Below are 25647 nucleotides of genomic sequence, written 5' to 3'. Positions count from 1 at the left end.
AATAGCCCAAACCAAAGTTGTTACGGCAATTTTGGGGTTGTAGGACCACGACATTTCTTGCGGATTTAATAAGAATTACCTGGAAAGGTAAACCGAAGAGGGTGATAGTCCCGTATTGGTAAGAGAAGATAAGAATAGTGGTATCCTGAGTAGGTCGGGGCACGTGAAACCTTGATTGAAACTGGCGGGACCATCCGCTAAGGCTAAATACTCCTGAGAGACCGATAGTGAACCAGTACCGTGAGGGAAAGGTGAAAAGAACCGTGAATAACGGAGTGAAATAGATCCTGAAACCATACGCCTACAAGCGGTCGGAGCTTCTACGTGAAGTGACGGCGTGCCTTTTGCATAATGAGCCTACGAGTTACCGTTGCTGGCAAGGATAAGTGATTAAGTCATGGATCCGTAGCGAAAGCGAGTCTTAATAGGGCGCTTAAGTCAGTAGTGGTAGACGCGAAACCGTGTGATCTACCCATGGGCAGGTTGAAGTTTAGGTAACACTAAATGGAGGACCGAACCGTTTAACGCTGAAAAGTTTTCGGATGACCTGTGGGTAGGGGTGAAAGGCCAATCAAACTCGGAAATAGCTCGTACTCCCCGAAATGCATTTAGGTGCAGCGATGATCGATAGTTACTTAGAGGTAGAGCTACTGATTGGATGCGGGGGCTTCACCGCCTACCAATTCCTGACAAACTCCGAATGCTAAGTAATGATAATCATCAGTGAGGGCATGGGTGCTAAGGTCCATGTCCGAGAGGGAAAGAACCCAGACCATCAGCTAAGGTCCCCAAATGTATGCTAAGTTGAAAAAACGCGGTTTGATTGCCCAGACAGCTAGGATGTTGGCTTGGAAGCAGCCATTCATTTAAAGAGTGCGTAACAGCTCACTAGTCGAGCGATCGAGCATGGATAATAATCGGGCATAAGTATACTACCGAAGCTATGGATTTGCGCATTTAGTTGCGTGAGTGGTAGGGGAGCATTCTAACGGCGCAGAAGGTGATTTGTGAGAATTGCTGGAGCTTTTAGAAAAGAAAATGTAGGCATAAGTAACGATAAGGGGTGCGAGAAACACCCCCGCCGTAAGACTAAGGTTTCCTCAGCTATGCTAATCAGCTGAGGGTTAGTCGGGACCTAAGGCACACCCGAAGGGGGACGTCGATGGCCAACGGGTTAATATTCCCGTACTACTGATAATTGTGATGGAGTGACACAGTGATGAAAGCACCGCGAACTGACGGAATAGTTCGTTGAAGCACGTACCTATAGGTTTGATAGTAAAATGCGTCAGACTTGGAGAAATGCGATAGTACTTTGAGTCTTCGGACAACGAGATAGTGTGCCTAAGGGCTGTCAAGAAAAGCTTCTAAACTTAGATTATTAGTACCCGTACCGTAAACCGACACAGGTAGTCGAGGAGAGTATCCTAAGGCGCTCGAGAGATTCATGGCTAAGGAACTAGGCAAAATAGACCTGTAACTTCGGGAGAAAGGTCGCCAGCGCAAGCTGGCCGCAGTGAAAAGGTCCAGGCGACTGTTTATCAAAAACACAGGGCTCTGCAAAATCGTAAGATGACGTATAGGGCCTGACACCTGCCCGGTGCTGGAAGGTTAAGAGGAGATGTTATCTTCGGAGAAGCATTGAATTGAAGCCCCAGTAAACGGCGGCCGTAACTATAACGGTCCTAAGGTAGCGAAATTCCTTGTCGGGTAAGTTCCGACCTGCACGAATGGTGTAACGATCTGGACACTGTCTCAGCCATGAGCTCGGTGAAATTGTAGTATCGGTGAAGATGCCGATTACCCGCAGTGGGACGAAAAGACCCTGTGCACCTTTACTATAGCTTAGTATTGTTCTTGGATAAGTGATGTGTAGGATAGGTGGGAGACTGTGAAATGGCGTCGCTAGGCGTTGTGGAGTCATTGTTGAAATACCACCCTTTGCTTATTTGAGATCTAACTCCCTTATTGGGGAGGACATTGCTTGGTGGGTAGTTTGACTGGGGTGGTCGCCTCCAAAAGAGTAACGGAGGCTTCTAAAGGTTCCCTCAGCACGCTTGGTAACCGTGCGTAGAGTGCAATGGTATAAGGGAGCTTGACTGAAAGACTAACAAGTCGAACAGGTACGAAAGTAGAGCATAGTGATCCGGTGGTTCCGCATGGAAGGGCCATCGCTCAAAGGATAAAAGGTACGCCGGGGATAACAGGCTGATCTCCCCCAAGAGCTCATATCGACGGGGGGGTTTGGCACCTCGATGTCGGCTCGTCACATCCTGGGGCTGGAGAAGGTCCCAAGGGTTGGGCTGTTCGCCCATTAAAGTGGCACGCGAGCTGGGTTCAGAACGTCGTGAGACAGTTCGGTCTCTATCTACTGTGGGCGTTAGAAATTTGAGTGGATCTGATTCTAGTACGAGAGGACCGAATTGGACCAACCTCTAGTGCATCTGTTGTCTCGCCAGGGGCATCGCAGAGTAGCTACGTTGGGAAGGGATAAGCGCTGAAAGCATATAAGTGCGAAACCCACCACAAGATGAGATTTCTTTAAAGGGTCGTTGGAGATTACAACGTTGATAGGCTATAGATGTAAAGACAGTAATGTCAAAGTCGAGTAGTACTAATAACCCGTAAGCTTATGTGAATCTCCCCTTGTTAATACAAGGGGAGGGCAACTTTCTAAGGTATAGTTAAGTTTAAAATATCAATATAGTTAAAAATATTAGTTACGCTCAATCGTGTAACAACCGATTTAAGGTGGTTATTGCAGCGGGGCTCACCTCTTCCCATTTCGAACAGAGAAGTTAAGCCCGCTAGCGCAGATGGTACTGCTAACCAGTGGGAGAGTATGTCGCCGCCTTTCTTTATAGAATCCCCAATCTCGTATGAGGTTGGGGATTTTTTGTTTATTTGGGTTAGTCGTATTTTGTTTCTGCAGACAATATGTTGTTCTATTTTTGTATATTATCTTTTTTTACTTCCCCACAATTCTATTTCTTTGTTTTTTATTTGTATATAATTCTGTTATTAAAATAATTGACCGAATTATATTCTAAATTTATTTAAAATGTTTGTATATAATTCTTTTTGTATGTATCTTTGCACTCGTTAAATACGATATGATGGAGTATAAGTTAGATGAGATTGATTTAAAGATTCTGCGAATGATGCAGGATAATGCTAGAATTAATAATTCAGATATAGCAAAGGAACTTGGTATGGCTCCTTCTGCAGTATTGGAAAGAGTGAAGAAGTTAGAGAATAAGGATGTTCTATTAGCTTATCATGCAAAGGTTAATCCTAAAGCTTTAGATCAAAAAATGCTTTCTTTTATTTTTATTAAAGTTGATGAAATTATTGGAGATGAAGAAACAGGGAGACTCTTGGCAGAGATTCCAGAAGTTTTAGAAGTTCATGATATAGCAGGTGATGATGGTTATATGATTAAAGTACGAACAACAGATTCATTAGCTTTAGTGCATTTAATGAGAAATTCACTATCAAGAATTCAAGGAATTATTTCAACTAGAACAATTATAGTTTTACAAACAGTTAAAGAAGAAAATAAATTAATTATACCAGAAAGGTTAGAGTATTAGTTATGGGAGCAGTTAGTACAAATAGCACAAGTAAAAGCACTGTTGTTGCAGCTTATATCGTTGTATATTTTGTTTGGGGATCAACATTCTTTTTTATTCACAAAGCATTAAGTGATTTTACACCTTTTGTTTTAGGAACGTTACGTTTCTTTAGTGCAAGTATTCTTTTATTGACTTACTGTAAAATGAAAGGGTATAAATTGTTTAATAAGAAAGTAGTTAAGCAAGCATGTATTACTGGGTTCTTATTACTATTTATTGATATGGGGGCTTTGATTTGGGCAGAACAACATGTATCTAGTGGTATTGCCGCTATTATGGCAGCAGCAGCAGCTTTATGGTTTGTCATATTGGATAAGCCTCAATGGAAGAATAACTTTTCAAGTATACCAACTGTATTAGGTTTGATTCTTGGTTTTGTTGGTGTGATTATGTTATTTGCTGAACAGATTAATATTGCTAGTGATGAATCACAACGTCTGTTGAATATTTTCTGTATGGTATTGCTGATTTTAGGATCTATAGCTTGGACAGCTGGATCATTGTATTCGAAATATTCTAAAGATAAGAATACTGATGAAGGAGAAGATCTTCATGTTATGGTTAAAACGTCTTGGCAGATGATTACTGCAGGTGTGCTATTTTGTTTAGTAGCATTATTAAATGGAGAGTTTGCTGCATTTGATCCTATAGAAGTGTCTGTGTCAGGATGGTTTTCATTAGGATATCTAATAACTTTTGGTTCTATTTTAGCTTTTGGCTCTTATATTTGGCTAATTCAGAATAGACCAGTAGTAGAGGTTAGTACTTATGCTTATGTTAATCCTGTTGTAGCTGTGGCATTGAGCTATTTCTTTACAGATGATATTATCACTAGTTTACAAATTGGAGGATTAGTAGTTGTATTATTAAGTGTAGGTTTAATGAACTGGGACTTATATAAGAATAGTAAGTTTATTAAGATATTTAATAAAAAAGCTAAAGCTTCAACTAGTGATAACGAGAAGTTAAACATGACTAATTAGATATTTAATTCTTTTAATATATAATTAAGGTCTATCGCTTATAGCATAGACCTTTTTTGTTCTATAATGAGATTGATTAGCAAGCTATTAATAATAAAATTATGTTATTATATAGTTGTATATATAATATAAAGTTATACTTTTGCACCGCTTTTAGTTCAGAGAAGTTTCGCTAAGGGTGTTTATTTTAAATGTTAAACAACTTCTAGTATTTTATTCTGATATATAGAAACTTATAAAATCTAGAATACAAATTTTTTATCAGAGATGTCTGAAAATATTAAAACACAAGAAGAGTTCTTAAAGGATTTTAACTGGGAAAACTACGAAAATGGTATCGATGCAGTTGAAGAGACTCAATTAAAAGAATTCGAAAGCCTAGTAGAAAAAACATTTATTTCTACTGATGACGAAGAAGTAGTAGAAGGAGTTGTAGTTAGAATTACTGACAGAGACGCTATCGTTGATATCAACGCTAAATCTGAAGGTGTTATTTCTTTAAACGAGTTCCGTTACAATCCAAACTTAAAAGTTGGAGACAAAGTTGAAGTATTAATCGACGTAAGAGAAGATAAATACGGACAATTAGTATTATCTCACAGAAAAGCTCGTACAATCAAAGCTTGGGATAGAGTTATCGCTGCTCACGAGTCTGGAGAGATTGTTAATGGATTCGTTAAATGTAGAACTAAAGGTGGTATGATCGTTGACGTATTCGGAATCGAAGCATTCTTACCAGGTTCTCAAATTGACGTTAAACCAATCCGTGATTACGATCAATACGTGAACAAAACAATGGAATTCAAAGTAGTTAAAATTAACCACGAATTCAAAAACGTTGTTGTATCTCACAAAGCACTTATCGAGGCTGATATCGAAGTTCAAAAGAAAGAAATTATCGGTCAATTACAAAAAGGTCAAGTGTTAGAAGGTGTTGTTAAAAACATCACTTCTTACGGAGTATTCATTGACTTAGGAGGTGTAGATGGATTAATCCACATCACTGACTTATCTTGGTCAAGAATTAACCACCCAAGTGAAGTATTAGAGTTAGACCAAAAATTAAACGTTGTTATCTTAGACTTTGATGATGAGAAAACAAGAATTCAATTAGGTTTAAAACAATTATACGCTCACCCATGGGATGCTTTAGATGCTAACTTAAACGTTGGTGACAAAGTTAAAGGTAAAGTAGTTGTTTTAGCTGATTACGGTGCTTTCATCGAAGTTGCTGAAGGTGTTGAAGGTTTAATCCACGTTTCTGAAATGTCTTGGTCTACTCACTTAAGATCAGCTCAAGATTTCGTTAAAGTAGGAGACGAAGTAGAGGCAGTTATCTTAACTCTTGATAGAGAAGAGAGAAAAATGTCTTTAGGTATTAAACAATTAACTCAAGACCCTTGGACTGATATCACTTCTAAGTACCCTGTAGGTTCTAAACATAATGGTATCGTTCGTAACTTTACTAACTTCGGTGTATTTGTAGAATTAGAAGAAGGAATTGATGGATTAATTTACATCTCTGACTTATCTTGGACTAAGAAAATCAAACACCCATCTGAGTTTGTAAACGTAGGAGATAAATTAGACGTAGTTGTATTAGAGTTAGACGTTGAAGGACGTAAATTATCTTTAGGACACAAACAAACTACTGCTAATCCTTGGGATAAATACGAAGATGCTTACGCTGTTGGAACTGTACATTCAGGAGAAATCTCTGAATTAGTTGACAAAGGTGCTACTGTAGTATTCGAAGATGATGTTGTAGCTTTCATCCCAACTCGTCACTTAGAAAAAGAAGACGGTAAAAAGTTGAAAAAAGGTGAAACTGCTGAATTCAAAATTATTGAGTTCAACAAAGAATTCAAAAGAGTAGTTGCTTCTCACACTTCTATCTTCCGTGAAGAAGAAGAGAAAAATGTAAAAGCTGTTGAAACTGCAAATAATTCTGCAGAAAAAACAACTTTAGGTGATATCGACGCTTTAGCTGAATTAAAAGAAAGAATGGAGAAAGGAAAATAATTCCTAACCTATAAATTTCAAAAGCCCTAACATTTATGTTGGGGCTTTTTTTATGCAGTAAACTCAAGTATGTCATTTCTTTTATGAATTTACTTTATAATCTAGTAACTGCTTAAGTGTAATTTATTGAGTATTATAGAAAATTTTAATATCTTTAAAATATCTATTAAACAAATATAAATGGGGTGGTTTACTAACCGAAATAAGACTTGGGAAATAAGGGAAGGGCTTGTACTATTAGGTACTGTAGGTATTATTAGCTTTTTAAGTTTAGGAGTTCTTACCCCTTTAGTGGTGATGATATTTGGCTATCAAGTAAAGGTTACGCGTTGGATTAAGACCTCTTTCTTGATTTCACTTGTTTACTTATTAGTTTTATTGATTGCTTTATTTGTTTATTTAGCAGGAGAAAGCCCTGTTTCATTGTTAACGTTGAATTATATAAGCTTTTATATTTATGTTGTGTATTTGGCACTGTACTTACCTGAGTATCTACAGAGGTTAGATTTAAAAAACTATATTAAGTTAGAAAAGAACAAAGAATACAATTATTATGTAATCATGGAACAGCTGGAAGATGTACAGTCTTCAGAGTCATTAAAAGAGTCTTTTATGGCTAATTTAAGGACATTTAGAAGACAGATATCTAATCCTAGTATAGTTAATGAGATCGATGAGATTCTTCGCTTAATAGACGTTATAGTACTAAAAGAATCAGCTAGTACTGATTTGCTGTTAGAACGTCATGTGTCTACTATAGAGAATGCTTTAATTCAGTATATAGAGTTGAATAATAGCTATCATATAAATAACGAAGTAAAGCAATCTATATCTAAGTTAGAAAACTTAGTTAAGTATGCACGAATTGCATTAGAGAACGAGCTATCTAAGATAATAGAGACTCAAGTTCTAACAGTAGATGGAGAAGCTTCAGTTTATTTATCAGTATTAAAAGGAAAAGGATTGTTATAATGGGATGGTTTACACATCAATCTAAAAATTGGGAGTTAAAAGTAGGGTGGCTTAGTTATTTAGCTATTCTCTTTCCTTTTGTACTACCTCCATTGGCTATGCTTTATATGGGAGTGGTAGGTAAGATTAAGAATTTAGTTATTGCTAGTATCTTATGGAGTGGTTTATATGTAGGAGGTTATTTTCTGTATCTCTTTTATAAGGACTCTGGTAGATTAGACATTTTGTTGTTTGCTATTCTTTTGAGTGGTGCATTGGTTATCGCTATGTATTTAAAAGAATTCTTGAGGAGAGTGCACCTTAAGTCTATTATTAAAATAAGATGGAATACTGATTATGACTATTTAGACTTTATGCGCAGAAAGAAAATATCAGAAGTATTGTCTGTTAGTGATTTTATAGATCATTTAGTAACTTGGCAACAAGAGATAAAACAACAAGAAGTAAGAGGAAGTATTGCTAGCATGATTCAGTTGACTAAATCTATTACTAAAGATAATAAGCATATCAGCGAATTGTTTATTGAACGACACGCTTACTCTATAGAAAATATGTTACAACAGTATCATCAGATAGAATTATCAAAATTAGATAATGATATTATTCGATTAGCTGAAAGTAAAATAAGAACAACCCTTCTTAGTGTTATTAGTGCATTCGAAAATGAATTAAGTAATAAAACGAGATTTAACCATTTAACCATAGATTTAGATTCTGAAGTCTATATACAAGATCTAAAAAATAGAGGTTTATTATAAAAAGAAGTTATGGAAAAAGATATTCAACAAATGCGTGATGAGAACGTGTTAGCACCTTCAGTGAATGTAGAGTTCACGCCACAAGAACTAAAACAAATCGAATCATATAAGAAAGGTATTGACTTAAGTAATACAACTCAGGTGATACAGTATGGAGCTAATAGTCAGTTAAAAGCAAGTACTTTTGCTACAGAAATATTAAAACAAGTACAGACGAAGGATTTAGGAGAAACTTCTAGTGTATTAGTCAATTTAAAAGAAGAAGTAAAGTCTTTTGAAGGTATTGCGAATAAGAAAAGCTTATTCCCAATGTTTGATTCATTTAAGAAAAAGATAGCACGTCTTCAGACCCAGTATAGTAAAGTAGAAACCAATATCAATGCTATAGAACTTCAGCTAGAACGTCATTATAAGATTATGATGAAAGATGTAGCGATGTTCGATAAGCTGTTTGAAGAGAATAAGAATTACTTTAATGAGTTGTCTTTATATATAGCAGCTGGAGAAGAGAAACTAAAAGAATTAAATACAGTAGAATTACCACAATTAAAAGCTGAAGCGGAGAAGGATAATGATCCAGCGAAGATACAAGAGTATAAAGATTTAGAACAACAAGTAATTCGATTTGACCGAAAGGTACATGATTTAAAGTTGACTAGAATGGTTGTTCTTCAGTCTTCTCCACAGATCAGGATGGTACAGAACAATAGCTTGATGCTAATGGAGAAGTTACAATCAAGTATTGTAAACACTATTCCATTATGGAAAAATCAGATGGTCTTGACACTTGGTATAGCTCGTTCACAGCAGGCACTAGGAGCACAACGTGCCGTGACAGATGCGACTAACGAATTATTGAGTCGCAATAGTGAGTTGCTTAGAGACTCTACAGTTCAGATCGCACAGGAGACAGAGAGAGGTATCGTAGATATAGAGACTATTCGCAAGGTTAACTCTGATATTATTAACACTATTGATGACATAGTGCGTATCCAAGAAGAAGGAAAAGAAAAGAGACGTGCTGTAGAAGTGGAGTTAAGAGAACAAGAGAATGAACTAAAGAAACATTTGCTAGGCAATAGTGATACTGTAAAGTAGTATGTAATATTATAAAAGGTAGAAATACAAAAAGGAGATTCATCAGAATCTCCTTTTTGTATATAGTCAAATAAGAATTACTTTGCTTTTGCAGCAGTAAGCTCAGCGATCTTAACGATTACTTGTGTTGCTTTAACGATGCTTTCTACAGGTACATACTCATATTTTCCGTGGAAGTTATGTCCTCCAGCGAAGATATTAGGACATGGTAATCCCATATAAGAAAGTTGAGAACCATCAGTACCACCACGAATAGCTTTGATTAATGGTTTGATATCTAATTGCTTCATAGCTTCCTCAGCGATATCTACGATATGCATCACAGGTTCTACCTTCTCACGCATATTGAAGTATTGGTCACCGATTTCGCAGTTAACGATAGGTCCACCAAATTTCTTAGCATGCTTTTTATTAAACTTATCTGCTAATTTAGCAACAAGCTTTTTGCGTTTCTCGTATTTCTTAAGGTTGTGGTCACGGATGATTAGTTCTACCACAGACTCTTCTATACTACCTGTTACAGTATGTACGTGGAAGAATCCTTCATAACCTGTTGTTTTTTGAGGAACTTCATCTTTAGGTAATTTAGACATAAATTTGTTTGCTAATAAGATAGAGTTAACCATCTTACCTTTAGCATATCCTGGGTGAACACTTTTACCATTAAAAGTAAGTTTAGCATACCCAGCATTGAAGTTTTCGTATTCTAATTCACCGATTTGGCTACCATCCATAGTATACGCCCACTCAGCACCGAATTTTTTAACGTCAAATAAGTGTGCTCCTCTTCCGATCTCTTCATCAGGTGTAAATCCGATACGGATTTTACCATGTTTGATTTCTGGATGTTGGATTAGATATTCCATAGCAGATACGATCTCTGTGATCCCTGCTTTATCATCAGCTCCTAATAAAGTCGTACCATCAGTAGTGATGATCGTTTGTCCTTTATATTGAAGAAGGTCTTTAAAGTAAGATGGAGATAAGACAACGTTTAACTCTTCGTTTAATACGATATCACCACCATCATAGTTTTCTACGATTTGAGGTTTAACATTAGCACCACTAAAGTCAGGAGAAGTATCGAAGTGTGCGATAAACCCGATAGTAGGCACTTCGTGATCTACATTACTAGGTAATATAGCCATGATGTAAGCGTTCTCATCGATAGTTACGTCTTCTAGACCTATTTGTTTTAACTCTTCAACTAATTTGTTAGCTAAATCCCATTGTTTCTCAGTACTTGGACAAGTATTTGAAGATGAATCAGATTCAGTATCAACAGTTACATAACTGATGAAACGGTCAATGATATGTTGCATAATGTATAATATTTTAGTGTAACAAAAATAATAATTAAAAGTTGATTAGAAGGATTATCACTAGGGTATTATTAAAAAGATAAACTAGAGGAAGTAAAAGAGTTTGTCTTTAAAGGATTTACGGACATTGTATTAACCTCCTCCTTTTTGAATTTGTTCATTGAAATTCATAAACAGCTCTTTTTATTTGCTAGTTGATCTGTATTCTATATGAATTGATGTTTTTTATTGGAGATGATTTATACTATTGATACTTAGATATAATAGTAGTGTTTTATGTATATATCTGTGAATGTTGTAAATCTATCAAGGAGGGAGAGGTATTTTATATAATGCAATATAGTACCAAGTGAGGGGAGAATACGAGGAATATAAAAGGAGATTTGTTGGACAAAAGTGCTTCTAGCTCCATTAAACTCGACTTATTGTCCATGTATTGTCGAAGGATCTGGCTGTATAGCCCGTATTTGTTGGGTTTATAACTAGGTTTAAATTTGTTTTAAATTTATTAAATGATGTTAATTTGTTGTTTATTAGTGTGTTATGTTTTTTAGATAAATAAAAAAAGAAGGTGTTTTTTTCAATAATGGACTTATAAAAGGACTAAAAGGAGTCAATTAGAAAAAAAACGGAGTAAATTTTCTGAAATAGAAGCTTTTTATACTCTCTTTTATCTTAGATAACAAAAAAATAAATGCTTCTTTTTTAGACTATCTGTACTATTGAAATTTAGAAGAAGGAAAAGGAAGTTAGGAACTTATTGTTAGAAAGTAAGTTTAATGGCGTCAGACTATTGTAAAATTGTATATTTGAGTGAAGAAACAAAATAAGAGTTGAGATGAGAATTATTCTATCTATATTTTTAGTATTAATCAGTTATATGTCTTGGGCAGTAGAGCCGTTGAAGGAGTATGTAGATCATCCTGCTAATTCGACAGTGAATTTTGAAGCCTTAGAGATTGTAACGAAGGATGATTATAAATTGAAATCTTGGATTTGTTTTCCGCCTAAGGATAAGGACTTAAAGAAAGTCTTGGTATTAGCCTATGGCGATGCAGGTAATATGTCTTATTATGTAAGACAAGTCTTAGAAGTAGCGAAGCATGGGTATACTGTCGTGATGTTTGATTATAGAGGATATGGAGAGAGTCAGGCATTCGATATGATAGAGACACAGCTGTATTATGACGAATTCGTCACAGATTTAAAAGCAGTAGTAGAGTATAGTCAGAAGAGATTTGAGCAGCCAGTAGGTGTTTGGGCCCTTTCGATGGGCACGATAGCTAGTACATTATTATATACAGATTTGAAGTTTGATTTCTTGATAGCAGAAGGGTTTGTATCTAGTCCGCGGGATATCATTAGTAAGCTAAAACAGTTTTTAGAGAAAGAGTACACATTGCCTAGCAGTGCAGCACAGTATGAGTTAGCGTTGAGTAAGCTGACCTTACCAGTCTTATATTTTGCAGGAGATAGGGATGGACTGACGTCTCCTAATGATAGTTATCGAGCTAAGTTTCTGAATGCTAAGAGTGAAGTGGTTTTGTATAAAGGGGCTCATCTTCAGGGATTTCAGGCGTTGTCTGATACCACACATGGAGAGCGATATATTAAGGCTATAGATACCTTTATGACTAATATGAATGCTGTAGTAGAAAGTAAGTAAGAGAGATAGCATATTAGCATTAAATTATAATCAAATCCTAATAATCATACTCTATTTAATAACTAACTTTGTCCGCAGAATAAATCCCCATAGAGACATTAATAATGGAATCTACACATAGACATTTTTTGTTATATAAACCACATGGTTATATCAGCCAATTCATATACGAGAAGAAGAGAACGAAGCATAAGCTAGGAGAGTTATATGATTTTCCAGAAGGGACTATGGCTATCGGTAGATTAGACGAAAATTCTGAGGGATTGCTGTTTTTGACTACAGATGGGATGACTAGTGAGCGCGTAAGAGGAGCACATTATGAAAAGGAGTATTATGCGCAGGTAGATGGTGTTATCTCAGAAGAGGCTGTAGAACAAATGAGAAATGGAGTGCTTATCGGGGTAAAAGGAGAGAAATACTTGACTAAGCCTTGTGTAGCAGAACGATTAGAACAATTACCGGAGTGGGTAGGAGTAGGTAGACGCATTAGAGATGAGAGACATGGCCCTACGAGTTGGGTACGTATAGTCCTAACAGAAGGTAAGTTTAGGCAAGTAAGAAAAATGACAGCTCATGTAGGACATGCAACACTAAGATTAGTGCGTGTGCGCATCGGAGAGATATCATTAGAGGGGATGCAAGTAGGAGAAGTAAAAGAAGTAGATCAATTATAATCTAAGCCAGTATGAATACTAAAGCAAAAGAGAATTATCAATTTCAGAAGATAGTAGCCATAGTAGGAGTATTATTATTTGTTATTAAAATACTTGCTTGGTCTTTAACGCATTCAGTAGCTATATTGACAGATGCCTTAGAAAGTGTTATTAATGTGATTAGTGGCTTTGTAGGACTATATAGTTTATATTTATCAGCATTACCTCGAGATAGAAATCACCCTTATGGGCATGGAAAAGTAGAGTTTATCTCAGCCACTGTAGAAGGGGGAATGATTATTCTAGCAGGGCTAGTGATTATCTTCGAAGCAGTGCGTAATTTGTTACACCCACAACCTGTAGGACAACTAGATTACGGAATTATCCTAGTAGCGATAACAGCAGTAGTAAACTATATTCTAGGCTGGTACGCTATTAAAAAGGGAAAAACGAATAAGTCGCTTGCTTTAGTAGCGAGTGGTAGACATCTTCAGTCAGATACCTATTCTACTATAGGTATTATTATCGGTTTGATTTTACTTTATTTTACGGGATATGGATGGTTAGATAGTGGTGTTGCATTATTATTTGCAGGGATCATTATTGTCACGGGATACAAGATTGTACGTGGTGCGATATCTGGTATAATGGACGAAACGGATGAACTTTTGTTAAAAGAAGTTGTAGAATATCTACAAGAACACCGCAGAGCCAATTGGATAGATCTTCATAATCTACGTATTATTAAGTATGGAGCAGTATTACACTTTGACTGTCATATGACCATACCATGGTATTTTAATATCGTCGAAGGACATAAAGAGGTAGAACAATTAGAACAGGAGATAATCGAGAAGTTCGGAGCAGATATGGAGTTATTCGTTCACATGGATGACTGTAAGCCCTTCTCATGTGTGATCTGTAAAGTGGAGAATTGTGCTTATCGTCAGGCCGAATTTGAACATCAGATAGAATGGACGATAGAGAATATCTCTAAGAATAAGAGACATAATAGCTCAACTACTCCGCAAGGATAAAACGCTTTTGTGTTCTATCAAAGCTAAGATTATCATCTTCGAAGAAGTTGTCGAAGACCCCTTGTTCTATTAGTGTGTCAGTTTCTCCCTGTGTATTCGAATCTTTTTTGAGTACAATGATATCATCGCTAAAAGCGATGGCCAAATCCATATCATGACAAGAGAATAGAATTGCTTTTTGTTCTTCATGGGCTAATTTTCGCAGTAGTTTAAACAGGGCTACTTTATGATGCAAGTCTAAGTGATTAGTAGGTTCGTCTAAGATAATGATAGGTGTATCCTGAGCGATGGCTCTAGCGATGAGCACACGTTGTAACTGCCCATCACTGAGTTGGCTCATATTCCTATCGACTAGCTCTTGTATATCTGTTAGTTCTATAGCTCTATTTATTAGTGTATAGTCCTTGTCGGTTAAGGTACTATAATGATTTAGATAAGGAGTTCTTCCTATCTGTATTAATTCTCTTACTGTTAGTTCAGAGACTGGTATTTTCTCTGTTAGTACTATACTGATGATGGTCGCTAATTTTGAGTTGCTGTAAGTGTGTAGCTCTTCTCCTAATAATTGTATTTTTCCACTTATGATCTGTTGGTTAGCAGATAATGTTCTTAATAAAGTGGATTTTCCTATTCCATTAATTCCTAAAAGAGAAGTCAGTGTACCTGGCTTTAATTCAATGTTTAGGTGTTGTTGAACTATTTTATAATGTCCTTTCTTTAGTGGGTACCCTATACTCAGTTCTTGTGTTTTTAAAATAGGTGTGTTCATGTGTTATATATACTAGAATAAGAAAAATTAAATGTAGTTAAATGAACTGTATTATGAAAGTAATATGTTTAAGCATCTTCGTGAGGTTAAGATAGAGTAATGTTTTTTATGATATTGTTTCTATATAGTTAAGTGATTATTTAAAATCTATCATTTTGAAAATGAGAATATAGTGATTAGTTAGTGTTGTGTTAATATTTAGATAAAATGCCTAGTCTAGATTTGAGTACATAATAACAACACGATCAAATGAAACAAAAATTACTTATAGGAGTTATTCTCCAATTCTTTTGTGTAACCCTTATTTATGCTCAAGAGAAGCGTACACTTCAAGGAAGTGTAGTAGATGAATCAGGTGTTTCTTTACCAGGAGCATCAGTGTCTATAAAAAATACAGCAGAAGGTACTAGTACTGATCTAGATGGAGCATTTAAAATAGAAGTAATGGACACTGATATATTGGTATTTTCATTCATAGGATATAATAATAAAGAGGTGCCTGTAGGAGTACAGCAGAGTATGAAGGTGGCTTTAGATCCAGAGAGCTCTTCTTTAGACGAGGTTATTATTACTGCTTTAGGTATTAGTAAAGCCGAAAAGAAAGTAGGGTATTCTACACAAAAAGTAGATGTAGCTAGAACACAAGAAGTAGCTACTCCTAATATGGGAAGTTTATTATCAGGACAGGTGTCAGGGCTTCAAGTGTCTAATGCACCAGGATTATTACAAGGACCTAAGTTCTCTCTTAGGGGAAAAACTCCTTTAGTCATCGTAGATAATATCCCTGTAGATACAGATTTTTATGATATAGCACCAGAAGATATAGCAGATATTAATGTACTGAAAGGAACAAGTGCTTCTGCTCTATACGGGTCTCGTGGGCGTAATGGTGCTATCCTTATCACAACTAAAGGAGCTAAAAAAGAAGGACTAGAAGTGACGCTTACACAGAACACGATGATAAGTGCAGGATTTACAGTCTATCCAAAAACACAAAAAGACTATGGTAATGGATCAGATGGTAAATATGAATTCTGGGATGGAAAAGATGGTGGTATTAGTGATGGAGATATGAACTGGGGGCCTAAGTTTACACCAGGGTTAAAAATAGCTCAGTGGAATAGCCCTATTCGTGATAAGCAAACAGGACAAGTAATTAACTGGTATGGAAACGTTGAAGGGACAATGTACAATGATAAGTCTAGATATGAGCGTGTGCCTATAGCATGGGAATATCACGATAACTTAAAAGAATTTCTAGAGACAGGAGTGAACTCAAGAACAAGCTTTTCTGTTGCTAATAGAGGTGAGAAAACATCTTATCGACTAGGAGGGGAGTTTAACTATAATAAAGATCGCGTACCGAATACGAGTTTATATAGAGGTAACCTTTCTTTTAAATCAACAACTCAATTAACAGAGAAACTAGCGTTAGATGCTAAACTTACTTATGCAAATATCTATTCTCCTAATATTCCTAATTATGATTACAATCCGAGTGGACATATGTATACTGTCCTAATATGGCTGGGGTCAGATGTAAATGGTAGAGACTTAAAGAATAATCTGTGGGTACCTGGTATGGAAGGATATCGCCAAGCGAACTGGAATTATGCGTGGTATAATAACCCTTGGTTTGGGGTTGAAAATTTTAAGAGAATTTGGAATAAAGATATTGTGACAGGACAGATGGCACTAAGATATGATGCTACGGATGACCTGAAGTTTCAAGGAAGAGCTTCTGTAGTATCTTCAAGCAATAAAGAAGAGTTACAGAGTCCTAAATCTTACTTTAATTACAGCGCTAGTAGAGAAGGTGGTTTTAGTATCAATAATATTAAAGATTTAAAACTAGAATATGATTTCTTAGCGATGTATACGAAGGATCTAACCGACTATATGAGTATAGACGTCAATGCTGGGGCAGCGTCTAGATATAGTCAGTACAACAGAAGTTATTCTGCAGCAGATGGATTAACAGTACCAGGGGTATATAATCTAGGGAATTCTACAGGTCCTGTGACAGCAGAGAATCGTTTAGAAAAAAAAGCTGTAAATAGTGTATATGGTACTGTAGAGTTAGATTTCTTTAACTCGTTCTTCTTTACATTTGCCGCTAGAAATGACTGGTCATCAAGTTTAATAAAAGAAAATAGGTCATATTTTTACCCTTCTACTTCTTTGAGTGTATTGTTATCTAATCTGATAGAAATGCCAAAACAAGTAGATTATTTAAAACTATATACTTCATGGGCTCAGGTGTCAAGTGACTTAGACCCTTACCAGTTGCAGTCAGCTTATTCTCCAGTTACACCTTCATTTAATGGTAATCCTATGGTAGAGTATCCTAATTCTATATTAGATTTAAGTCTTCTACCAGAGAAATCTAAATCTTTTGAACTAGGACTGTCATCAGCCTTCTTTAATAAACGATTAAACTTTGATTTGACTTATTATAGAGTATTGGATTCTAACTTCTTAATTAAATTCCCAGTATCAGAAGCTTCTGGCTTTGATAATATGTTGCTTAACGGAAATGAATATACTACTAAAGGATGGGAACTTAGTCTATCAGGAGCCGTGATTAAAAAAGATGATTTTCAATGGAACTCTACTGTAAACTGGAGTACAAGAGAACGAAAAATTACGAAGATACATGGAGGCGCTGCTAAATACGGAAATTTAAAATTGAACGATAGAGCGGATTCTTATTACGATATAGAATGGATGAAGGCGCCCGATGGACAAGTAATCTTAGATGCTAAAACAGGAATGCCAACAGGGAATAAGCAAGCTACTAAACTAGGAAACTTCGATCCTAAATGGACTTTAGGGTGGAATAATAACTTTAAGTATAAAAAGTGGAATGTAAATATTGGTATAGATGGAATATGGGGAGGAGTTACTCGCTCTCAAGTGGTAGAAAAAATGTGGTGGGGAGGAAAACATCCTAAATCAACCCAATATAGAGATCAGGAGTATGCTACAGGTAAACCTATTTATGTACCGGAAGGGGTAAATATCGTATCTGGAGAATTAATTACAGATGTAAATGGCAATGTAGTATCTGATACACGTCAGTTCCAAAAGCATACAGGAGCAGTAAGTTGGCAAAGTTGGGCACAGAATTATCCTTATCGTGCTCGAGTAACAGAGAAAGAGAATAAACTATTTGCGAACGTATTTGATCGAACGTATTTTAAGCTAAGAACATTGGCTATCTCTTATGACTTTACAGAGATGATTAAATCTAAGAAAATTACTCAGCTATCTGCTTCCTTAACAGGATATAACTTATTGATATGGAAAAAATCAAAAGGACTTTATTCTGATCCAGATTACGAAATCACTACTTCTAATGATATTCAAGATCCGTCAACGAGATGGGTAGGTTTAGGAGTGAATATTAAATTTTAATACTGATACAAATGAAAAAATATATAAAAATAGCGGCATTAGCTCTAGTAATTATATCAATGGGAAGTTGTCAAGATTTAGATAAATTAAGCGAAGACCCTAACCGAGTAAAAGAGGCAGATCCTTATTTACTATTGCCCAAAGTAAGTAAGTCAGCTTTTGCATTAAATGGAATTAGCAAAGAGTATGCTTCTAGAATGATTATTCAGACAGATGGAGAGAATACTAGTCAATACTTTAAGTGGAATAGTTCTAGTTTTTCAGCGTATCAGAAGTTGTTACAAGTACAAAAAATGATGGATGAAGCGAAACGTACCAATAAGGAAGAATATATAGCGGTAGGTCATTTTCTTAAAGCTAGGTTCTTTTATGAATTAGCGATTACCTTCGGTGATGTACCTTACTCAGAAGCCTTATTAGGAGAGAAGAAAGTTCCTTTCCCTAAGTATGATAAACAAGAGGATGTTTTTGTAGGAGTTTTAAAAGAATTGGAATTAGCAGCCTCTATGATTCAAAACAAACCCTCTATTAAAGGAGATATAATCTATGGAGGAAATACTGATAAATGGAAAAAGTTAATAAACTCATATCAATTAAAGGTATTGATGAGTTTATCTAAGAAAAAAACAGTTGGTACGATTCAAGTAGCAGAACAATTTGCAAAAATATATAACGCAGGAAACCTATTAGAAAGTAATGCAGATAGTGGACAACTTATGTATTTCGATCAAGCAGGTAGTCGCTATCCTCAGTTTAATTCAAGTTCTTATGGATCAAGTATGTATATGTCAGGAACATTTATTAATTTACTACAAGATTTAAAAGATCCTAGGTTATTTGCTTTTGCACAACAAACGTCAACAGCATTAGAAAAAGGTTTACCTATTACAGATTTTAGTGGATATAATGGAGGGGATCCTACAGTGCCTTATGCAGAGAATGAAAAGTTAGTGCAAACCAAGAATATATCTAAAATCAAGAGTCGTTATTATTTAGATCCTACTAACGAGCCTACTTCTATATTGAGCTATTCTGAGTTGCAGTTTATATTAGCTGAGGCTGTAGCGCGTAACTGGATAGGAGGTAGTGCAGCTGATTTTTATAATAAAGCGATAGAAGCAAACTTTAATTTCTATAATACATATGCGAAGGGAATGGCTAGTTATTATACAAAAGACGCTTTTATCAATTATATAAATCAGTCTAAGGTGAAGTATCAAACAGGAAGTCTGAATGTGCAATTAAAACAGATTTTGACACAGAAGTATATTACTATGTTTCATCAATCGAATTGGACGATTTATTACGACCATTTGCGCACAGGGTATCCAGAGTTTAAAATACAAGAGGGGATTACCCCTCCTACAAGATGGATTTATCCACAAACAGAGTATAATAGAAATCAAGCTAAACTACAAGAAGCATTAAATAGCCAATTCGGTGGAGCTGATAATATACGCGGTATCACTTGGTGGTTAAAATAAGATATATGAGTACAACAAGAAGAGATTTTATAAAGAAGTCCGCTTTATTTTCAAGCGGACTCTTTTTCGCAGAGGCTATGCCAGCATCTATTCAGAGAGCATTTGATATCAAAGCTCCTGAAGGATCTACGTTCTTAGATGCAGAACATATTGTTTTCTTAATGCAAGAGAATAGATCTTTTGACCATTGTTTCGGGACTTTAAAAGGAGTAAGGGGATTTAATGATCCTAGAGCTATGAAGCTTAAGGATGGTCTGCCTGTCTGGTTTCAGTCAGATATTCATAAAAATATTTATGGTCCTTTTAGACTTGATATTGAGAATACTAAGGTGACTTGGATGGGTGGCTTACCACATAGTTGGAAGGATATGGTAGAGGCTCGTAACGAGGGTAAAATGGATAATTGGTTGATAGCCAAACGACCTGGTAATGCCGAGTATAAGGATTTACCTCTGACGATGGGATATTTCTCACGAGCTGATATTCCTTTCTATTACGCATTAGCAGATGCCTTTACAGTATGTGATCAGCACTTTTGTTCTTCTCTGACAGGTACTAGTGCTAATCGATCTTATTTTTGGGCTGGTGCTATCCGCGAGAAGCCAAGAGATCCTAACTCTATAGCTCATGTGGATAATGGGCAGATAAACTATAAAGATGTCAGCTGGACTACTTACCCAGAACGATTAGAAAAAGCGAATGTGTCGTGGAAAGTATATCAGAATGAGTTAAGTGTTCCTGTGGGATTTGATTGGCATGCAGAGAGTTGGTTAGCGAATTTTACAGATAATAATTTAGAGTTCTATAAGCAATATAATGTGCGTTTTCACAAGGCTCATTATGACTATATGGTACTAGAGTTGGAGAGATTAAAGGGAAGCTTGAATGACAAGACTCTCGCTAAAGATAAAATACAAGAAGTAGAAGGTAAGATACAGCAGCTAGAAAAAGATATTGATCTATACTCTCCTTCTAAATTTGAAGCATTAAGCGAATTCGATAAAGCTATTCACAAGAAGGCATTTACTACTAATACAAGTGATCCAGATTATCACAAGCTAGAGGAGATGACCTATATGGAGAGAGGCGTGGAGAAAACAATGGAGGTGCCTAAGGGGGATATCTTTTATCAGTTTAGAAAAGATGTAGATGAAAATAAGTTGCCTATGGTAAGCTGGTTAGTTGCGCCGTGTAACTTTTCGGATCATCCTTCAGCGCCTTGGTTTGGGGCGTGGTATTTATCAGAAGCGATAGATATCCTAACGAAGAACCCAGAGGTGTGGAAGAAGACAATATTTGTGTTGACATACGATGAAAATGATGGTTACTTTGATCATATTGCTCCTTTTGTACCACCGTTAACGACTGATAAGACGATGGGTAAAGTGGCTAAAGGAATGGATACGCAAGATGAGTGGGTCACTAAAGAACAAGAAAGAGTAAGAACAGATAAACTTGATAGTCAATTAGCTAGTCCGATAGGATTAGGGTATAGAGTACCTATGATTATAGCCTCGCCTTGGACTAGAGGAGGCTGGGTAAACTCAGAGGTGTTAGACTTGACCTCTACTATACAGTTCTTAGAATACTTTATCGAAAAAAAGACAGGTAAACAAGTTATCGAAGAGAATATATCTAGCTGGAGAAGAGAGGTGTGTGGTAATATGACGAGTGTATTCCAATCTGAACGCGATCTAAGAGAGGTAAACTTAGACTTCGTAGATCGGAAGGACTATATCGCTAGAATCATGAATGCAAAAGAGAAGAAGGTACCTGGAGACTTTAATGCGTTTACAAAAAAAGAGGTATTAGGGGCTAAACATTGGACACTGTTATCCAAATTTCCTAAACAAGAAGAAGGAATAAAGAAGGCATGTGCTTTACCTTATAATCTGAATGCAAATGTGAAACTGGCAGGAAGTAAAACGCAGTTACAAATGGATTTCACGGTTGAGTCTAATCAGTTAAAGAATAAGGTGTATGCAGCTCCTGTACAAGTATATGATATGTTAGGAGCTAGCCCGTCAAGAGGCATTTGGGACTTTGCGGTTAGAGATAATGAACCAATGGATTATTACTGGAAGGTAGAAGATGGAGAGCAGTATCACTATAATATACATGGACCTAATGGGTTCTTTAGAAGCTTTAAGGGAAGTAAGAAAAATTTAGATATTTATGTTGAGGTTCTTTTACTCACAGATTTAAGTATCTCTGTGAAATTAAAAAATAATGGCGCGGATACTGTAAATGTTGCTTTAGATAATAGTTTGTATCTAAAAAAAGCAACGATTATAGAGTTGCCTCCTAATAAAGAAGAATTACTTAAATGGGATTATACAAGCTCAAACGGCTGGTATGATTTGATGATAAGTTGTAAAGAGGATATAGAGTGGAAGCAATATTATGCTGGTCATATTGAGAATGGTCAAGCAAGTATAACGGATCCATTTATGGCAAGTCTGTCTAAATAACAGCAATCTATATGAGATAGAAGAGGAGACTGATAAGGTCTCCTTTTTTGTTTTTAGGAAGAATGATATTTAGCATCAATAAAGAGTTTGATAAGAAGACTTCTTGTAGTAAAGATTTATGAACTATTTAGTGTTTTAAAAAGACAGTGATTACCGTAAAATAATCTTATATTTGTGTGTAAATATTTATTGAAAAAATAATGAAACCAAACACACAACAATTAACAGAGTTAACTACTCAAGTAAGAAGAGATATTCTTAGAATGGTACATGCTGTAAGTTCTGGGCACCCAGGAGGATCTTTAGGATGTGCAGAGTTTTTAGTGACTTTGTATCAAAAGTTAATGGATAGAAAAGAAGGGTTTAATATGGACGGAACAGAGGAGGATATCTTCTTCTTATCTAATGGACATATTTCACCAGTATTTTATAGCGTATTGTCACGTAGTGGATATTTTCCAGTAAGTGAATTAGCTACTTTCAGAAAAATCAATACGCGTTTACAAGGACATCCATGTACTCATGATAGATTACCAGGAGTGCGTATGGCGTCAGGTTCATTAGGACAAGGACTTTCAGTAGCAGTAGGAGCAGCTCAAGCTAAAAAATTAAATAAGGATAATCACCTTGTTTATGTTTTAATGGGAGATGGTGAGTTACAAGAAGGACAAAACTGGGAAGCTATTATGTATGCATCTGCTAAGAAGGTGGATAATGTAATCGCTACTGTAGATTTAAACGGAAAACAAATCGACGGACCAACTGATGATGTATTAAATTTAGGTTCTATGAAAGCTAAGTTTGAAGCATTTGATTGGGAGGTTATAGAGATAGAGAAAGGAAACGATATTGATTCAATCGTAGCTGGATATGAATTAGCAAAAGCTAAAACAGGTAAAGGAAAACCTGTATGTGTATTGTTAAAAACAGAAATGGGTAATGGAGTAGACTTCATGATGAATACACATGCATGGCATGGTAAAGCTCCTAGTGATGCTCAATTAGAAGAAGCTTTAAAACAAAATCCAGAAACATCATTCGGAGATTATTAATCCACTTAAATTGAATCAAAAATGAAAAAATATACAAATACAGGAAGTAAAGATACACGTTCAGGATTCGGTGCAGGACTTACTGAATTAGGACAAAAGAATGAGAATGTAGTAGCATTATGTGCTGACTTAATCGGTTCGTTAAAAATGGATGATTTTAAAAAGAATCACCCAGAGCGTTTCTTCCAAGTAGGAATTGCTGAAGCGAATATGATTGGATTAGCTGCAGGTATGACTATCGGAGGTAAAATTCCTTTTACAGGAACTTTTGCTAACTTCTCTACAGGACGTGTTTATGATCAAATTCGTCAGTCTGTAGCATACTCTGAGAAGAATGTGAAGATATGTGCTTCTCACGCTGGATTAACACTAGGTGAAGATGGTGCTACTCACCAAATCTTAGAAGATATCGGATTAATGAAGATGTTGCCTAATATGACTGTAATCAATACATGTGATTACAACCAAACCAAAGCGGCTACTTTAGCTATTGCTGAGTATGATGGACCTGTTTATTTAAGATTTGGACGTCCAGTAGTGCCTAACTTTATGCCTGCTGATGAGAAGTTTGTTATCGGTAAAGCTGTTATGTTAAACGAGGGTACAGATGTGACTATCGTAGCTACAGGACACTTAGTATGGGAAGCTTTAATCGCTGCTGAAGAGTTAGAAGCAAAAGGAATCTCTGCTGAAGTAATCAATATCCATACTATCAAACCTCTTGATGAAGAGGCTATCTTAAAATCTGTAGCAAAAACAGGATGTATAGTTACTGCTGAAGAGCACAACTTCTTAGGAGGTCTAGGAGAAAGCGTATCTAGAGTATTAGCTTTAAATAACCCATTACCACAAGAATTTGTGGCTGTACAAGATACTTTCGGTGAATCTGGTACTCCAGAGCAATTAATGGAAAAATATGGTTTAAACGCTACAGCTATCGTTGAGAAAGCACAGTTAGTAATCAACCGTAAATTCAAAAGATAATTAAGAGTATATCTAATATATAAAAACCTGCTTGAGCAATCAAGCAGGTTTTTTTGTATAGTAGTATAATGAGTGGAGTAGGACAAAAAAAAGAGGTAGAATCAATCTACCTCTTTGTATATAATCTTATTTGTTATTTTTTAGTAGGCCAAATTACCTCACCATCTTTTTGATCTGGGAAACATGCTCTGTCTAGGTATCTAAATACATTAGAACAAGTTTTTAGAATAGGGTCATAGTATTGGTAATATGCTTTTTTGTTGTTTTTGTCTTTATACTGTAATTCAGTTTTAGTAAGTACACCATCACCATCATCGTCATCGTCTAAGAAGTTAGGTACACCGTCACCATCTGTATCAAAGTCAAAGTAATCTTTAATCGTTAATTTAAGTGCACGTATCTCATCATCTGTAAGTGCTCTTCCTAGTTCTGATGATTTTTCGATTACTTGTTTCGCCTCATACTTTGAAAGGATACCATCACCATCGTGATCACGTTCTCTTTTCGCTATAAGCGTCATATCGATGATATGTGGTTGATATGCCTTAAGCTTAGATCCGTATCCAGCATTGAAATATCCTACTCCTGATGGGATAAAAGCAATAATTCTACCTGCTGATCCTTTTTCATAAGTAGGGATACCATTATCACCTAATTGTATACCAGTAGCTGTTTTTACTTTAGTTAATAGTTGTCTTTCTGCTGTTTTTAACTGAGCAGGTATAAGACCATAATTACCTTGTGACATAAGAGCGAACTCCTGTAATGTAATAGGGAATGAGTAATAATTACCTATATTCCCGTTATTGTCAAAAGATTCATTCTTTAAAGAAAATGACTTTGTCTTTACATATACAGAATCTATAGTAGAAATATAATCACCTTTTCCTTCTAGTTTGTTTCCATCTGCATCAGGAACAATAAAATAAGCTATAGTATATTCTAATTCGTCTTTAGGTTTAGAAAACTTTAAAGAAGTAGTACCATTAGGGTTTCTAACAGCTTCGTATTCGTAGTTGTCAGATGTAATGATTTGTTGCTCTATTTTGATTCTTTTATCATCTTTAAGAGGTACTACATTAGGATTAGGTTTATTAGGATTACTAATACTATCAAAACGAATATTATCTCCTTCAATAATCAAGTAGTTTTTAGCTAAGAACTCTTCTATTTGCTTTGCATTTTCATCACGAACTTCTTTACGGTCTCTTAGGTTTACAACTTCATTTCCACCATTACCGTCATCTTTATTACAATTGGCAGCTGTTAGTCCTAGAAAAGCAAGACCTAAAACTGTAAATAATCTATTCATTTTTTGACTTAT

At 35.7% G+C, this 25647-nt stretch carries 17 protein-coding genes and 2 rRNA genes (1 of these 19 cut by a window edge); 16 read left to right on the top strand and 3 right to left on the bottom strand.

The annotated features are described in order from the left end of the window. From MYRA21_RS01655 to MYRA21_RS01620, 8 genes are all read left to right on the top strand, one after another. Window positions 1-2638 (top strand): 23S ribosomal RNA (locus MYRA21_RS01655) (it extends 246 nt beyond the left edge of the window). 109 nt (window positions 2639-2747) lie between these two features. Beyond that, a 5S ribosomal RNA gene (gene rrf / locus MYRA21_RS01650) occupies window positions 2748-2857 on the top strand. 259 nt (window positions 2858-3116) lie between these two features. Further along, window positions 3117-3593, top strand: a complete 477-nt coding sequence (locus tag MYRA21_RS01645) for an Lrp/AsnC family transcriptional regulator (protein ID WP_006261921.1) — start codon at window positions 3117-3119, stop codon at window positions 3591-3593. A 2-nt stretch (window positions 3594-3595) separates the two neighbouring features. Continuing rightward, the gene (locus MYRA21_RS01640) at window positions 3596-4618 is read left to right on the top strand and encodes an EamA family transporter (protein ID WP_006258797.1); all 1023 of its coding nucleotides are present in this window, start codon (window positions 3596-3598) and stop codon (window positions 4616-4618) included. Between the two features lie 267 nt (window positions 4619-4885). Beyond that, complete coding sequence (gene rpsA / locus MYRA21_RS01635) at window positions 4886-6640, top strand: 30S ribosomal protein S1 (protein WP_006258796.1); 1755 nt, start codon at window positions 4886-4888, stop codon at window positions 6638-6640. 180 nt (window positions 6641-6820) lie between these two features. Beyond that, on the top strand, window positions 6821-7612 hold the full coding sequence (locus MYRA21_RS01630) for a hypothetical protein (protein WP_006258795.1): 792 nt from the start codon (window positions 6821-6823) through the stop codon (window positions 7610-7612). After that, window positions 7612-8370, top strand: a complete 759-nt coding sequence (locus tag MYRA21_RS01625; protein WP_006258794.1) for a hypothetical protein — start codon at window positions 7612-7614, stop codon at window positions 8368-8370. The genes MYRA21_RS01630 and MYRA21_RS01625 overlap by 1 nt, the downstream gene beginning before the upstream one ends. Before the next feature lie 9 nt (window positions 8371-8379). After that, window positions 8380-9468, top strand: coding sequence for a toxic anion resistance protein (locus MYRA21_RS01620; RefSeq protein WP_006258793.1), 1089 nt, complete (start codon window positions 8380-8382; stop codon window positions 9466-9468). Between the two features lie 77 nt (window positions 9469-9545). Here MYRA21_RS01620 and pepT read toward each other — a convergent pair whose 3' ends face one another. Then, window positions 9546-10790 carry a peptidase T gene (gene pepT / locus MYRA21_RS01615; protein ID WP_039328397.1) on the bottom strand — a complete coding sequence of 415 codons (1245 nt, stop codon included), beginning with the start codon at window positions 10788-10790 and terminating at the stop codon, window positions 9546-9548. 838 nt (window positions 10791-11628) lie between these two features. On the opposite strand from pepT, the gene MYRA21_RS01610 reads away from it, so the two are divergent. The 3 genes from MYRA21_RS01610 (at window position 11629) to MYRA21_RS01600 (ending at window position 14146) form a co-directional block, all read left to right on the top strand. Further along, the gene (locus tag MYRA21_RS01610) at window positions 11629-12456 is read left to right on the top strand and encodes an alpha/beta hydrolase (RefSeq protein ID WP_006258791.1); all 828 of its coding nucleotides are present in this window, start codon (window positions 11629-11631) and stop codon (window positions 12454-12456) included. A 104-nt stretch (window positions 12457-12560) separates the two neighbouring features. Beyond that, window positions 12561-13130, top strand: a complete 570-nt coding sequence (locus tag MYRA21_RS01605; RefSeq protein ID WP_006258790.1) for a pseudouridine synthase — start codon at window positions 12561-12563, stop codon at window positions 13128-13130. Between the two features lie 11 nt (window positions 13131-13141). Next, on the top strand, window positions 13142-14146 hold the full coding sequence (locus tag MYRA21_RS01600; protein WP_006258789.1) for a cation diffusion facilitator family transporter: 1005 nt from the start codon (window positions 13142-13144) through the stop codon (window positions 14144-14146). Here MYRA21_RS01600 and MYRA21_RS01595 read toward each other — a convergent pair. After that, the gene (locus MYRA21_RS01595; RefSeq protein WP_006258788.1) at window positions 14130-14915 is read right to left on the bottom strand and encodes an ABC transporter ATP-binding protein; all 786 of its coding nucleotides are present in this window, start codon (window positions 14913-14915) and stop codon (window positions 14130-14132) included. The two genes, MYRA21_RS01600 and MYRA21_RS01595, sit on opposite strands and share 17 nt — an antisense overlap. A gap of 249 nt (window positions 14916-15164) precedes the next feature. On the opposite strand from MYRA21_RS01595, the gene MYRA21_RS01590 reads away from it, so the two are divergent. The 5 genes from MYRA21_RS01590 to MYRA21_RS01570 all read left to right on the top strand — a co-directional run bounded on the left by MYRA21_RS01590 (window position 15165) and on the right by MYRA21_RS01570 (window position 24323). Beyond that, complete coding sequence (locus MYRA21_RS01590; protein ID WP_006258787.1) at window positions 15165-18332, top strand: SusC/RagA family TonB-linked outer membrane protein; 3168 nt, start codon at window positions 15165-15167, stop codon at window positions 18330-18332. 11 nt (window positions 18333-18343) lie between these two features. Continuing rightward, entirely contained in the window at window positions 18344-19816 is a 1473-nt protein-coding gene (locus MYRA21_RS01585; protein WP_006258786.1) for a SusD/RagB family nutrient-binding outer membrane lipoprotein, read from the top strand. 5 nt (window positions 19817-19821) lie between these two features. Continuing rightward, entirely contained in the window at window positions 19822-22287 is a 2466-nt protein-coding gene (locus tag MYRA21_RS01580; RefSeq protein ID WP_006258785.1) for a phosphocholine-specific phospholipase C, read from the top strand. Between the two features lie 200 nt (window positions 22288-22487). Then, on the top strand, window positions 22488-23339 hold the full coding sequence (locus tag MYRA21_RS01575) for a transketolase (RefSeq protein WP_006258784.1): 852 nt from the start codon (window positions 22488-22490) through the stop codon (window positions 23337-23339). 21 nt (window positions 23340-23360) lie between these two features. Next, entirely contained in the window at window positions 23361-24323 is a 963-nt protein-coding gene (locus tag MYRA21_RS01570; protein WP_006258783.1) for a transketolase family protein, read from the top strand. A gap of 133 nt (window positions 24324-24456) precedes the next feature. Here the strand turns inward: MYRA21_RS01570 and MYRA21_RS01565 are convergent, their stop codons facing one another. Beyond that, window positions 24457-25635 carry an EF-hand domain-containing protein gene (locus tag MYRA21_RS01565; RefSeq protein ID WP_006258782.1) on the bottom strand — a complete coding sequence of 393 codons (1179 nt, stop codon included), beginning with the start codon at window positions 25633-25635 and terminating at the stop codon, window positions 24457-24459. Window positions 25636-25647 lie beyond the last annotated feature (12 nt).

Origin of the sequence: Myroides sp. A21, from assembly GCF_000807225.1 — a bacterium.
Classification (GTDB): domain Bacteria; phylum Bacteroidota; class Bacteroidia; order Flavobacteriales; family Flavobacteriaceae; genus Flavobacterium; species Flavobacterium odoratimimum.
Note: the sequence above shows the minus strand (reverse complement) of the source record. Positions and strands in the feature narration are given on the sequence as shown.

Bases quoted from the DNA above. Each gene is read 5' to 3' on its own strand.
- MYRA21_RS01565 (WP_006258782.1), bottom strand. From the start codon at position 25,635: ATGAATAGATTATTTACAGTTTTAGGTCTTGCTTTTCTAGGACTAACA.
- MYRA21_RS01570 (WP_006258783.1), top strand. From the start codon at position 23,361: ATGAAAAAATATACAAATACAGGAAGTAAAGATACACGTTCAGGATTC.
- MYRA21_RS01610 (WP_006258791.1), top strand. From the start codon at position 11,629: ATGAGAATTATTCTATCTATATTTTTAGTATTAATCAGTTATATGTCT.
- MYRA21_RS01630 (WP_006258795.1), top strand. From the start codon at position 6,821: ATGGGGTGGTTTACTAACCGAAATAAGACTTGGGAAATAAGGGAAGGG.
- MYRA21_RS01620 (WP_006258793.1), top strand. From the start codon at position 8,380: ATGGAAAAAGATATTCAACAAATGCGTGATGAGAACGTGTTAGCACCT.
- MYRA21_RS01640 (WP_006258797.1), top strand. From the start codon at position 3,596: ATGGGAGCAGTTAGTACAAATAGCACAAGTAAAAGCACTGTTGTTGCA.
- MYRA21_RS01645 (WP_006261921.1), top strand. From the start codon at position 3,117: ATGGAGTATAAGTTAGATGAGATTGATTTAAAGATTCTGCGAATGATG.
- MYRA21_RS01580 (WP_006258785.1), top strand. From the start codon at position 19,822: ATGAGTACAACAAGAAGAGATTTTATAAAGAAGTCCGCTTTATTTTCA.
- MYRA21_RS01625 (WP_006258794.1), top strand. From the start codon at position 7,612: ATGGGATGGTTTACACATCAATCTAAAAATTGGGAGTTAAAAGTAGGG.
- MYRA21_RS01585 (WP_006258786.1), top strand. From the start codon at position 18,344: ATGAAAAAATATATAAAAATAGCGGCATTAGCTCTAGTAATTATATCA.
- rpsA (WP_006258796.1), top strand. From the start codon at position 4,886: ATGTCTGAAAATATTAAAACACAAGAAGAGTTCTTAAAGGATTTTAAC.
- MYRA21_RS01575 (WP_006258784.1), top strand. From the start codon at position 22,488: ATGAAACCAAACACACAACAATTAACAGAGTTAACTACTCAAGTAAGA.
- MYRA21_RS01600 (WP_006258789.1), top strand. From the start codon at position 13,142: ATGAATACTAAAGCAAAAGAGAATTATCAATTTCAGAAGATAGTAGCC.
- MYRA21_RS01590 (WP_006258787.1), top strand. From the start codon at position 15,165: ATGAAACAAAAATTACTTATAGGAGTTATTCTCCAATTCTTTTGTGTA.
- MYRA21_RS01605 (WP_006258790.1), top strand. From the start codon at position 12,561: ATGGAATCTACACATAGACATTTTTTGTTATATAAACCACATGGTTAT.
- pepT (WP_039328397.1), bottom strand. From the start codon at position 10,790: ATGCAACATATCATTGACCGTTTCATCAGTTATGTAACTGTTGATACT.
- MYRA21_RS01595 (WP_006258788.1), bottom strand. From the start codon at position 14,915: ATGAACACACCTATTTTAAAAACACAAGAACTGAGTATAGGGTACCCA.